This window comes from Rhodoferax sp. XS2R6 (assembly GCF_056521365.1).
Map to the genome: position 1 here is coordinate 299,892 of NZ_JBWMAY010000004.1, position 12,092 is coordinate 311,983.

A 12,092-nucleotide genomic window follows, 5' to 3' on the forward strand; every position below is an offset into this window, starting at 1 on the left:
TTTACCCTATGACCGACCGCACCACCCTCTTGTCGACCCTGGACACGCTGCTGCAGCCCGAGCGTTTCAAAGACTACGGCCCCAACGGCCTGCAGGTGGAGGGCCGTGCCGAGGTGCACACCCTGGTGTCGGGCGTGACAGCCAGCCTGGCGCTGATCGAGGCCGCCATTGCGGCCAAGGCCGATGCCATTTTGGTACACCACGGTCTGTTCTGGCGCGGCCACGACGGCCGCGTGACCGGCTGGATGCGCCAACGCCTGGGCCTCTTGCTGGCGCACAACATCAACCTGTTCGCGTATCACCTGCCGCTGGACGCCCACCCCGAGCTGGGCAACAACGCGCAGCTGGGCCGGGTGCTGGGCCTGCAGGCGGACGCACGTTTTGGTGAACAGCAGCTGGGTTTTGTGGGCGCTGCGCCTGCAGCCCTGAATACGGCCCGGGCCTTGGCCGACCATGTGCAGGCCACACTGGGCCGTACCGTCACCCTGGTGCCCTGTGGCACGCAGCCGCTGCGCCGCATTGCCTGGTGCACCGGCGGTGCCCAGGGCTACTTTGAAGACGCAATAACCGCCGGTGCCGATGCCTTCATCACCGGCGAGATTTCCGAACCCCAGGCCCACTACGCGCGTGAATGCGGCGTGGCCTACATCGCCTGCGGCCACCATGCCAGCGAGCGCTACGGTGCCCCCGCGGTGGCTGCCCACGTGGCGGCGCAGCTGGGGCTGGCCCATACCTTCATCGATATCGACAACCCCGCATGAGTGACACCGCTCTTCCCATCGCCCTGACGCTGGGCGACGCCGCCGGCATTGGCCCCGAAATCATTGCCCAGTCGTTTCTGCGCGAACCCGAGATGCTGCGCGGCTGTTTTGTGGCCGGCGATGTGCAGGCCATGCGCCGCGCGCTGGCGGTGGTGCAGGGCGTGGTGCCCCTGCCCGTGGTGCAAATCGCCACGCCGGCCGAGGTAGCGCAGTTGCCTCCGCGCTGCCTGCCCGTGCTTCAGGTGGGCGAGGCCCTGGCGCCTGTGCACTGGGGCCGGGTGAGTGCCGCCGCCGGTGAGTTTGCTGGCCGCTGCGTGTTGTGGGCGGCCGATGCGGCGCTGCGCGGCGAGGTGGCCGCGCTGGTGACGGCGCCGTTGCACAAGGAAGCCCTGTCCGCTGCAGGGGCCCCGTACGACGCCTACCCCGGCCATACCGAGATGCTGCAGGCCGCCGCGGCGCGCCATGCCGGCGTGGCTGTGGACGGCATGCCGGTGCGCATGATGCTGGCCAACGACGAGTTGCGCACCGTGCTGGTCAGCATCCATATGTCGTTGCGCGACGCGCTGGCGGCGGTTACGGTGGACAACGTGCTGCAAACCATTCTGATCACCCACGCCGCGCTCTTGCGCACGCTGGGCCGCGCACCGCGCATTGCCGTGGCAGGCGTGAACCCGCATGCGGGGGAGGGCGGTTTGTTTGGCCGCGAGGAGCTGGACACGGTGATACCCGCGGTGGAGGCCGCACGCGCCCAAGGCTGCCAGGTGTTCGGTCCCTACGCGCCCGATACGGTGTTCATGCGGGCCCGCCACGCGGCGGGGCATCCGGGGGAATTTGATGTGGTGGTGGCCATGTACCACGACCAGGGGCTGATCCCTGTCAAGTACCTGGGGGTGGAGCAGGGCGTGAACGTGACGCTGGGCCTGCCGCTGGTGCGCACCAGCCCGGACCACGGCACGGCGTTCGACATCGCCGGCACGGGCCGCGCCGACCCGTCCAGCCTGCTGGCCGCCATTCGCATGGCGCACCAGCTCATTCCGGCCTAGGATTTAAGCCAAACTGGCCTCTAGCCCTTACGGTTATTGCGCAGGCAGCTATTGAAATAATAGCTGCTCGCGCGTGACAGGGCTTACTTTTTGAGGTTGTCGCGGATTTCGCGCAGCAGCAGCACGTCCTCGGGTGTTGTTGCGGGTGCGGGTTCAGCGGCCGGGGCTTCCTTCTTCAGGCGGTTGATCTGCTTGACCATCAGAAAGATGATGAAGGCCAGAATCGCGAAGTTCACGGCGACGGTGATGAAGTTGCCGTAGGCAAACACCGGGATTCCGGCTTTCTTCAGCCCTGCCAGGGTGGTCTCGGTGCCGGGGGGGACCGCGCCCAAGACCCAGAACATATTGGAAAAGTCCAATTTCCCGATGACTGCGCCCACCAGCGGCATGATCAGGTCGCCCACCACTGAGTCCACGATCTTGCCGAAGGCCGCGCCAATGATCACGCCCACAGCGAGGTCAATCACATTGCCCTTGACCGCAAAATCCTTGAATTCTTGAATCATTCCCATCGCTTGTTGCTCCACCGTGGTTGAAAGATGCCAAGTATTACCGACAAAACAGGGGTCAAGGCGGCGTGGTTCGTCAACCCGCGCGTTGAATGCCCCCACTGCCGTCAGCTACAATCCCGGCTTACCCCTACTAGCGATGTTCATTGAGGATTCTCATGAGTGAAACCCTTGTCGACAGCAAAAAGATCGACGCCAGCAAACGGACTTGGTTGATAGCATCCGGCTGCGCTGGTGCAGTGGGCGGTGTTGCCACCGCCATCCCCTTTGTGAGCACATTCCAGCCCTCCGAACGCGCCAAGGCTGCCGGAGCCGCCGTAGAGGTGGACATCGCGGAGATCAAACCCGGCGAAAAAATCACGGTCGAGTGGCGCGGCAAGCCCGTCTGGATCGTGCGCCGTACACCCGAGCAGCTGGCTGCGCTGGCTGGCATCGACGGTGAGCTGGCGGACCCCAAGTCCGAGCGCAAGCCCAGTGAACTGACCCCTGAATACGCCCGCAACGAGGCGCGTTCCATCAAGCCCGAGTTTTTTGTCGCCGTGGGCATTTGCTCGCACCTGGGCTGCTCGCCCTCCGACAAGTTCCAGCTCGGTGCCCAGCCCTCTTTGCCGGATGACTGGAAAGGTGGCTTCTTGTGCCCCTGCCACGGTTCCACCTTCGATATGGCTGGCCGCGTGTTCAAGAACAAGCCCGCGCCTGACAACCTCGAAGTGCCGCCGCACATGTACCTGTCTGACAGCAAGCTGCTGATCGGCGAAGACAAGCAAGCCTGAGGAACAAGAACATGGCGACTTTCAAGGAAATCTCCCCCAACGCCTCGGCTGGCGAGAAGGTGACCAATTGGTTTGAAAACCGGTTCCCCACCGCGTTCGATGCCTACAAGGTGCACATGTCGGAGTACTACGCTCCGAAGAACTTCAATTTCTGGTACATCTTCGGCTCGCTGGCTTTGCTGGTGTTGGTGATCCAGATCGTGACCGGCATCTTCCTGGTCATGCACTACAAGCCCGATGCCGCCTTGGCATTCGGTTCGGTCGAATACATCATGCGCGACGTGCCATGGGGCTGGTTGATCCGCTACATGCACTCCACGGGTGCCTCTGCCTTCTTTGTGGTGGTGTATCTGCACATGTTCCGTGGCCTCATCTACGGCAGCTACCGCAAACCCCGTGAACTGGTCTGGATCTTTGGCTGCGCCATTTTCCTGTGCCTGATGGCCGAAGCCTTCATGGGTTACCTGCTGCCTTGGGGCCAGATGTCCTACTGGGGCGCCCAGGTGATCGTGAACCTGTTTGCAGCCGTGCCTCTGGTCGGTCCCGACCTGGCTTTGCTGATTCGCGGCGACTTTGTGGTGGGTGATGCCACCCTCAACCGCTTCTTCAGCTTCCACGTGATTGCCGTGCCTTTGGTCTTGTTGGGCTTGGTGGTGGCGCACTTGCTGGCCCTGCACGACGTGGGTTCCAACAACCCCGATGGCATCGAAATCAAAGGCCCCAACGCCCCCCGCGACGCGGCTGGCCACCCCTTGGATGGCGTGCCTTTCCACCCCTACTACACGGTGCATGACATCTTCGCGGTGAGCATGTTCCTGATGGTCTTTACTGCCATCATCTTCTTTGCGCCTGAGATGGGTGGTTACTTCCTGGAGTACAACAACTTCATCCCGGCAGACCCGCTCAAGACGCCTGCGCACATCGCACCGGTCTGGTACTTCACCCCGTTCTACTCCATGCTGCGTGCCATCACCAGCGAGATGATGTATGCATTGATTGCCTGCGTCTTGGGTGCAGCTGCCTTCAGCATCTTCAAGTTCAAGATGCCCACCATCTTCAAAGCAGTGCTGGCCGGTGCCGCAGTGGTGGCTACCGTGCTGATGCTGTCGATCGACGCCAAGTTCTGGGGCGTGGTAGTGATGGGTGGTGCCGTGATCATCCTGTTCTTCTTGCCTTGGCTGGATTACAGCCCTGTCAAGTCCATCCGCTACCGCCCTGACTGGCACAAGTACCTGTATGGCATCTTCGTCATCAACTTCGTGGTGCTGGCCTACCTGGGTGTGCAGCCGCCGTCTGTCATTGGTGAGCGTGTTTCCCAAGTGGGTACTTTGTTCTACTTCGGCTTCTTCTTGTTGATGCCCTGGTGGAGTGCTTTGGGTGAGTCCAAGGAAGTGCCTGCCCGTGTGACCTTTGCGGCCCACTGAGCGCCGGAGACGACTGACATGAAAAAACTCCTCATTACCCTCGTGGCAGCCTTGGGCTTTGTCGCCGGTGCCCATGCAGCGGGCGGTGGTATCGCCCTGGACAAGGCACCGATCAAGACGAATGACCTGGTGTCTTTGCAGAACGGTGCCAAGCTGTTTGTGAACTACTGCCTGAACTGCCACTCTGCGGCATTCATGCGCTTCAACCGGCTCAAGGACATTGGCCTGACTGACCAGCAGATCAAGGACAACCTTCTGTTCACTACTGAAAAAGTGGGTGAAACCATGAAGGCCGCGATTGACCCCAAGCAGGCCAAAGACTGGTTTGGCGCCAACCCGCCTGACTTGACCGTGATTGCCCGTTCGCGTGCAGGCTCCGGCGGTTCAGGTGCCGACTACCTGTATACCTACTTGCGCACCTACTACCCTGACGAGACCAAGGCCACCGGCTGGAACAACCTCGTATTCCCCAGCGTGGGCATGCCCCATGTGTTGTGGGAGTTGCAAGGCAAGCGCGTGCCGGTGTACGACACGGTGCCTGAACATGGCCACGACGTGCAAGTGTTCAAGGGCTGGAAGCAAATCACCCCCGGTACCATGACCCCTGCCCAGTACGACCAGGCGATTGGTGATTTGGTGAATTACATGCAATGGATGGGTGAGCCAGCACAGAACACCCGAGTGCGTGTGGGTGTCTGGGTGCTGTTGTTCCTGTCGGTGCTTACGTTGTTTGCGTGGCGCCTGAATGCGGCGTTCTGGAAAGACGTCAAATAAAGTTCCCGGGCTGTCGCACAGGCTAGTTTGGCCTGACGTGATGGTGTCAGAGTGGGTCTGCCAAGGCGACCCACTCTTTTTCATTTTTTAGGAGTCTCTTGCCATGATGGTGCTGTATTCAGGAACAACCTGCCCCTTTTCTCACCGTTGCCGTTTCGTGTTGTTCGAGAAAGGCATGGACTTCGAAATTCGCGATGTGGACTTGTACAACAAGCCCGAAGACATCAGCGTGATGAACCCTTACGGACAGGTGCCGATTTTGGTCGAACGTGACCTGATCCTGTACGAATCGAACATCATCAATGAATACATCGACGAGCGTTTCCCCCATCCCCAGCTCATGCCCGGAGACCCGGTGGACCGTGCCCGTGTGCGCCTGTTCTTGCTGAACTTCGAAAAAGAGTTGTTTGTGCACGTGTCCACGCTGGAAGCCCGTGCATCCAAGGGCAATGAAAAAGCGCTGGAGAAAGCCCGTGCGCACATTCGTGACCGCCTGACCCAGCTGGCTCCCGTGTTCCTCAAGAACAAGTACATGTTGGGCGAGAATTTCTCCATGCTGGACGTGGCAATTGCCCCCTTGCTCTGGCGCCTGGACTACTACGGCATCGACCTCAGCAAGAACGCAGCGCCTCTGCTCAAGTACGCAGAGCGTATCTTCTCGCGCCCGGCCTACATCGAGGCGTTGACGCCTTCTGAAAAGGTCATGCGCAAGTAAGCCGGGCCGTACTGCCATGATGGATGCCGATAACGCCCTGTCCACACGCCCGTACCTCATTCGTGCCTTGTACGAGTGGTGTACGGACAATGGTTTCACCCCTTTTATTGCCGTGCAGGTAGACGACTCCGTGCGTGTACCACACGAGTATGTGAAGGATGGGGAGATCGTATTGAACGTGAGCTTCGACGCAACCAGTGCGTTGCAGTTGGGCAATGAGTTCATTGAATTCAAGGGCCGTTTCGGTGGCGTGGCGCGGGATATTTTGGTACCTGTGCACCGTGTCTTGGCCATCTATGCACGTGAAAACGGACAGGGCATGGCTTTCCCGGTTACCGCAGCGCCGGAGGCGGTGTCTACCAAACCAGTTGTCACGACCACCGAACCCAAGCCAAGTGCTTTGGTGCCCGTTCCCGAGTCTGATGGTGGTGATCCGGACACGCCACGCCCCCCCAGCGGTGGCCGACCTGCACTCACGCGTGTGAAATAGCGCTCTCTGAGCGCAATTCAGCCTCTGGCCTGAGGTAGAATTCAGCCCGTGCCGCTTTAGCTCAGTTGGTAGAGCAACCGCCTTGTAAGCGGTAGGTCGTCAGTTCGAATCCGACAAGCGGCACCATCTTTTTCCCGTCGTGGCTTAGTTTCTGCCCGACGGCGACACTTGGACCTTTAGCCGAATTGAGTTAACCTCCCAGCCTTTGGAGCGTAAGTGCGCTTGCATGGCAGGAAGCAGTTGACGCAATTTCGCCGCCACTGCGTTGTTGTCCAGTAGCAGGCACCATTCGCTTCCATCAATAGGACCCGCCTGTATCGCTGGTCGCAAAGTTCGCGGAATCAGTGTTTCCAAGCTTTTGAGTCGCGCAGTCGATTCTGTGGCCAGGTCACTGAGCCTAGCCAGTGTGGGTGATTCCCGGCTTGCCTGCAAGGCCGATACTGCGCGGTGATTCCGGGTCAAAGATTGCATGAAGAGGGTGTTGGAATATGCAAGTGATTATCACGGATGCCTGGTTGGCCAGGAGCCGAGCTTTTAATCTGAGTGGTGCCAAGTTGCTGCTGTCTTTGCTGGCGCTATCGCTGGCGTTGATGCTGGTCTCGGCGGGCCTGTACCACTGGGTGTTTCTCAAGGGTGCTCGTGAAGGTTGGCCCATCATCGGCTCTTTGGTGCGGCTGGTGGTGAAAGACGAGTTTGCCCAGCGCGACCGTTACCTGCGTGAAAACATTGAAGTACTCGCCAAAAAGCTGGGAGAAATGCAGGCCAAGATGCTGCAGCTGGAGTCTTTGGGCGAGCGGGTGTCCGGCTTGGCCGGTGTCAACCCTTCGGATATCAAAGTCAAGCCGGGCCAAGGTGGCTTGCTGATTGAGGGCCGCCCGCTCACGCTGCAGGAGTTGGATGCTGGCCTGGACGCACTGGATGTGATGGCCAGCCAGCGTGCTGACGCGATGACGGTCATGGAGTCGCGTCTCTTTGAGCAAAAAATCAAAAAGATGATGGTGCCGACCCAGACGCCTGTGCAAGATGCCAATCTGGGCTCGGTGTTCGGTTGGCGTATTGATCCGATTACGGGGCGCTCGGCCCTGCATACGGGCCTGGATTTTCCGGCGGAAACCGGCACTTCCATTTATTCCGCCGCAGGCGGCATGGTGGTGACGCAGGAGTTTCACTTCCAGTACGGCAACATGATCGAGGTCGACCATGGCAACAACCTCATTACCCGTTATGCACACGCTTCCAGGGTGTTGGTCAAAAAGGGCGATTTGATCAAACGCGGGCAGAAGATTGCCGAAGTCGGCACCTCGGGCCGTTCCACCGGACCACACCTGCATTTTGAAGTGTTGGTGCAAGGGGTGCCCCAGGATCCTCAGAAGTTTTTGAACGCAGGCCGTGATCTTCCGGGCGCCCAAGTGGCGCAATCCAAAGCGCCCAGTGCGCAACGCTAAAATGGGCGGTTTGGTATTTGTGTTGGGAGTGTGGGCGCCTTGGCGCTTGTCTTTCATCTGAATGCCCCCATTTCACCCAGACGAGAAAAAGGACTGCGCTGATCTGTTACCCATGGTGGGGGCAGGCCAGTCTTGCATGTATGGCCATCAATATCCTTACCAAAATCTTCGGCAGTCGCAATGACCGCTTGCTCAAGCAATACCGCACCGTCGTTGCACGCATCAACGCGCTGGAGCCGCAGTTCGAGCAGCTGACCGACGATGGTCTGCGCGCGAAGACGCAAGAGTTCAAGGACCGTATCGCCAAGGGTGAAACGCTGGACTCCGTCCTGCCCGAAGCCTTTGCTGTGGTGCGTGAAGGCTCCAAACGTGTCATGAAGATGCGTCACTTCGATGTGCAGCTGTTGGGTGGCATGTCGCTGCACAACGGCAAGATTTCGGAAATGCGCACAGGGGAAGGCAAGACCTTGACCGCCACGCTGCCGGTATACCTCAATGCCTTGAGCAACAAGGGTGTGCACGTGGTCACGGTGAACGACTACCTGGCCAGCCGCGACGCCAAATGGATGGGGCGTCTGTACAACTTCTTGGGCTTGAAGGTGGGTATCAACATGCCCCAAGTGCCGCGCGAAGAGAAGCAGGCGGCCTACCGTGCCGACATCACCTACGGCACCAACAACGAATTTGGGTTTGACTATCTGCGCGACAACATGGTCTACGAAGTAGCCGACCGTGTGCAGCGCGGCCTGAACTACGCCATCGTGGACGAGGTGGACTCCATCTTGATCGACGAAGCGCGCACGCCTCTGATCATCAGTGGCCAGGCCGAAGACCACACCGACCTGTACATCGCCATTAACAAGGCCATCCCCAAGCTGGTGAAGCAAGAGGGCGAGGCCGACCCCCGCACGGGTGAAGGTGTGACCAAGCCCGGCGACTTCACGCTCGACGAGAAAAGCCACCAGGTCTTTTTGACCGAACAGGGCCACGAATCGGCCGAACAGATCTTTGCTGAGCTGGGCCTGATTCCCGCGGGCTCATCGCTGTACGACCCGGCCAACATCACGCTAATGCACCACCTGTACGCTGCGTTGCGGGCCAACCACCTGTACCACCGTGACCAGCACTACGTAGTGCAGCAGGGTGAGATCGTCATCGTGGACGAATTCACCGGTCGCTTGATGACCGGTCGCCGCTGGAGCGATGGCCTGCACCAAGCCGTGGAGGCCAAGGAAGGCGTGCAAATCCAGGCAGAGAACCAGACGCTGGCTTCCATCACGTTCCAGAACTACTTCCGCTTGTATGGCAAGCTGGCTGGTATGACCGGAACGGCCGACACCGAAGCCTATGAGTTCCAGGAAATCTACGGCTTGGAGACCGTGGTGATTCCGCCCAACCGCATCAGCCGCCGTGATGACCAACTGGACCGCGTGTACAAAACCACGCGTGAAAAGTACGAAGCGGCGATCAAAGACATTCGCGAATGCTACGAGCGTGGCCAGCCCGTGCTGGTGGGCACCACCTCGATTGAAAACTCCGAGATCATTGCCCAGCTGCTGGAGAAAGAAAAGCTGCCACACCAAGTGCTCAATGCCAAGCAGCATGCGCGCGAAGCAGATATCGTGGCCCAGGCCGGCCGTGCCAAGATGATCACCATTGCCACCAACATGGCCGGTCGAGGGACCGACATTGTGCTGGGTGGCAACATCGAGAAAGCCTTGCAAGAGGTCGAGTCCGACGAGTCATTGGATGCCGCCACCAAGGAAAAAAAAATCAAGGCTGTGCGTGCACAGTGGACGCAAGACCACGAAGCCATCAAGGCCCTGGGCGGTTTGCGCATCATCGCTACCGAGCGCCACGAGTCGCGCCGTATCGACAACCAGCTGCGTGGCCGTTCCGGCCGCCAGGGCGACCCCGGCTCCTCGCGTTTCTACTTGAGTCTGGACGATTCGCTGATGCGCATCTTCGCGGGTGACCGTGTGAAGTCCATCATGGACCGCCTGAAGATGCCCGATGGCGAAGCGATTGAAGCCGGCATCGTGACCCGCAGCATCGAGAGTGCGCAGCGCAAGGTGGAGGCGCGCAATTTTGACATGCGCAAGCAATTGCTGGAGTACGACGATGTGTCCAACGACCAGCGCAAGGTGATTTACCAGCAGCGCAATGCCATCCTGGATGCGCAGGACCTGAGTGCCCAAATTGCCTCGCTGCGTGAAGGTGCGTTTGAAGACCTGGTGCGCCAGTACGTGCCTGCCGAGTCCGTGGAAGAGCAGTGGGATGTACCCACGCTGCAAAAAGCACTGACAGACGATTGGCAGATCAGCCTGGAGCTGCAAAAGCAGGTGTCCGACGCAAGCTCCATCACCGACGAGGAAGTCGTATCCACCGTGGTAACCGCAGCCAACGCAGCGTTCCAAGCCAAAGTCGATTTGGTCGGGGCTGAGAACTTCACCCAGTTTGAGCGCATGGTGCTGCTGCAAAGCATCGACAGCCATTGGCGTGACCACCTGAGCGCACTGGACTACCTGCGCCAAGGCATTCATCTGCGCGGCTATGCCCAGAAGCAGCCCAAGCAAGAGTACAAGCGCGAGGCGTTTGAGTTGTTTGGCCAGTTGCTGGATTCGGTCAAGAACGACGTCACCAAAGTGCTGATGACGGTCAAGATCCAGTCCAACGAACAACTGGAACAGGCGGCGGACGCGATGGAAGCCCGTGGCGAGAGTATTGCCAACGTGACCTACAGTGCCCCCACCGAAACCGGCGAGGTGGAAACCACGGTAGACAACACCACCGTGAAGCCCAGTGTCAACGACGTGCCCCGTGTGGGCCGCAACGATGCCTGCCCCTGCGGCAGCGGCAAGAAATACAAACACTGCCACGGCCAACTGACCTGAGAGCCCACCCATGCCTGTGAACCTTCCCCTGCCCGATGTGGCTACTTTGTTTCCCATCGCCGGGGTACGCATTGGCGTTACCGAAGCGGGTGTACGCAAGGTCGGCCGCAAAGACCTGACCGTGGTGCTGCTGGACGCTGGTGCCAGCGTGTCAGGTGTATTCACCTCCAACCGTTTTTGTGCCGCCCCCGTGCAGCTGTGCCGTGAACATTTGGCGTCTGGCCAGTCCATGCGTGCCTTGCTGATCAACACGGGCAATGCCAATGCTGGCACCGGAGCCGATGGCTTGGCGCGTGCGCAAAGCACATGCGTGGCCTTGGCCGGCAAGCTGGGCATTGACGCGCAGCAGGTGTTGCCGTTCTCCACCGGTGTGATCATGGAGCCGCTGCCCATTGACCGCATCGAAGCCGGGCTGGATGCCGCGATTGCCGATGCGCGTCTGGACAACTGGCTCAAGGCTGCGGAGGGCATCATGACCACCGACACCCAGCCCAAGGCGTACGGTGCCCAGGTCACCCTGGGTGGCAAGCCAATCAGCATCAGCGGCATCAGCAAGGGCGCGGGCATGATCCGCCCCAACATGGCCACCATGCTGGGCTTCGTTGCCACCGACGCGTGTGTGAGCCAAGCGGTGATGCACGAACTCTCTTTGGCGCTGGCAGAAGGCTCTTTCAACCGCGTGACGGTGGATGGCGATACCTCGACCAACGACTCTTTGGTGGTGATTGCCAGCAACAAGGCTGGCAACGCCGAAATTACCTCCCTGCAGTCGGCTGATGGCCAGGCGCTCCAAGCCGCCATGCTCGGCGTGGCACGCCAGTTGGCCCAGGCCATCGTACGTGATGGTGAAGGCGCCACCAAGTTCATTACCGTGCAGGTGGAAGGTGGGCGCACTGGCGAGGAATGCCGCAAGGTGGCCTACGCGATTGCGCATTCGCCTTTGGTCAAGACCGCGTTTTACGCCAGTGACCCCAACCTGGGCCGCATTCTGGCGGCGGTGGGTTACGCCGGTATTGACGATCTGGACCAGACCGGCATTGAGCTCCATCTGGACGATGTGCATGTGGCTACCCGCGGCGGGCGGAACCCCAGCTACCGCGAGGAAGACGGCCAGCGCGTGATGAAGCAAAGCGAAATCACCGTGCGCGTGGGCCTGGGCCGTGGTGCCGCCACCGAGACGGTGTGGACCTGCGACTTCAGCCACGACTACGTCACCATCAACGCCGACTACCGCTCCTGAGCGACCTCCCATGACCGACACCCT

General features: G+C 60.1%; 12 protein-coding genes and 1 tRNA gene. 11 read left to right on the forward strand and 2 right to left on the reverse strand.

All coding sequences use genetic code 11. The annotated features are described in order from the left end of the window. The first annotated feature begins 8 nt into the window (after positions 1-8). Positions 9-761 (forward strand): Nif3-like dinuclear metal center hexameric protein, encoded by a 753-nt coding sequence (locus tag AC097A_RS15200; protein WP_479621488.1) that lies wholly within the window; start codon positions 9-11, stop codon positions 759-761. After that, positions 758-1,804 carry a 4-hydroxythreonine-4-phosphate dehydrogenase PdxA gene (gene pdxA / locus AC097A_RS15205; RefSeq protein WP_479621489.1) on the forward strand — a complete coding sequence of 349 codons (1,047 nt, stop codon included), beginning with the start codon at positions 758-760 and terminating at the stop codon, positions 1,802-1,804. Before AC097A_RS15200 ends, pdxA begins: the two co-directional genes overlap by 4 nt. 83 nt (positions 1,805-1,887) lie before the next feature. On the opposite strand, the gene mscL is transcribed toward pdxA, so the two are convergent. Further along, positions 1,888-2,316, reverse strand: coding sequence for a large conductance mechanosensitive channel protein MscL (mscL, locus tag AC097A_RS15210; protein ID WP_105262687.1), 429 nt, complete (start codon positions 2,314-2,316; stop codon positions 1,888-1,890). 155 nt (positions 2,317-2,471) lie between these two features. Here mscL and petA point away from each other — a divergent pair, with 155 nt between their 5' ends. The 6 genes from petA (at position 2,472) to AC097A_RS15240 (ending at position 6,615) form a co-directional block, all read left to right on the forward strand. After that, positions 2,472-3,086 carry a ubiquinol-cytochrome c reductase iron-sulfur subunit gene (gene petA, locus AC097A_RS15215; RefSeq protein ID WP_105262686.1) on the forward strand — a complete coding sequence of 205 codons (615 nt, stop codon included), beginning with the start codon at positions 2,472-2,474 and terminating at the stop codon, positions 3,084-3,086. Positions 3,087-3,097: 11 nt separating this feature from the next. Further along, positions 3,098-4,510, forward strand: a complete 1,413-nt coding sequence (locus AC097A_RS15220; RefSeq protein ID WP_105262685.1) for a cytochrome b — start codon at positions 3,098-3,100, stop codon at positions 4,508-4,510. A gap of 18 nt (positions 4,511-4,528) precedes the next feature. Beyond that, positions 4,529-5,284: a cytochrome c1 gene (locus tag AC097A_RS15225; RefSeq protein ID WP_479621490.1), complete on the forward strand. Its 756-nt coding sequence runs from the start codon at positions 4,529-4,531 to the stop codon at positions 5,282-5,284. 103 nt (positions 5,285-5,387) lie between these two features. Beyond that, a complete protein-coding gene (locus AC097A_RS15230) occupies positions 5,388-5,999 on the forward strand; it encodes a glutathione S-transferase N-terminal domain-containing protein (protein WP_105262683.1) in 612 nt (203 codons plus the stop codon). 16 nt (positions 6,000-6,015) lie between these two features. Beyond that, positions 6,016-6,489, forward strand: coding sequence for a ClpXP protease specificity-enhancing factor (locus AC097A_RS15235; protein ID WP_479621491.1), 474 nt, complete (start codon positions 6,016-6,018; stop codon positions 6,487-6,489). Positions 6,490-6,539: 50 nt separating this feature from the next. Further along, positions 6,540-6,615 (forward strand) — tRNA-Thr (locus AC097A_RS15240). An 18-nt stretch (positions 6,616-6,633) separates the two neighbouring features. On the opposite strand, the gene AC097A_RS15245 is transcribed toward AC097A_RS15240, so the two are convergent. Next, entirely contained in the window at positions 6,634-6,951 is a 318-nt protein-coding gene (locus AC097A_RS15245; RefSeq protein WP_479621604.1) for a hypothetical protein, read from the reverse strand. 26 nt (positions 6,952-6,977) lie between these two features. Between AC097A_RS15245 and AC097A_RS15250 the strand changes: the two genes are divergently transcribed. The 3 genes from AC097A_RS15250 (at position 6,978) to argJ (ending at position 12,068) form a co-directional block, all read left to right on the forward strand. Next, positions 6,978-7,934, forward strand: coding sequence for a M23 family metallopeptidase (locus AC097A_RS15250; RefSeq protein WP_105262681.1), 957 nt, complete (start codon positions 6,978-6,980; stop codon positions 7,932-7,934). Positions 7,935-8,074: 140 nt separating this feature from the next. Further along, the gene (secA, locus tag AC097A_RS15255) at positions 8,075-10,828 is read left to right on the forward strand and encodes a preprotein translocase subunit SecA (protein WP_479621492.1); all 2,754 of its coding nucleotides are present in this window, start codon (positions 8,075-8,077) and stop codon (positions 10,826-10,828) included. Positions 10,829-10,838: 10 nt separating this feature from the next. Then, positions 10,839-12,068 (forward strand): bifunctional glutamate N-acetyltransferase/amino-acid acetyltransferase ArgJ, encoded by a 1,230-nt coding sequence (gene argJ, locus AC097A_RS15260; protein ID WP_479621493.1) that lies wholly within the window; start codon positions 10,839-10,841, stop codon positions 12,066-12,068. Positions 12,069-12,092: the final 24 nt, after the last annotated feature.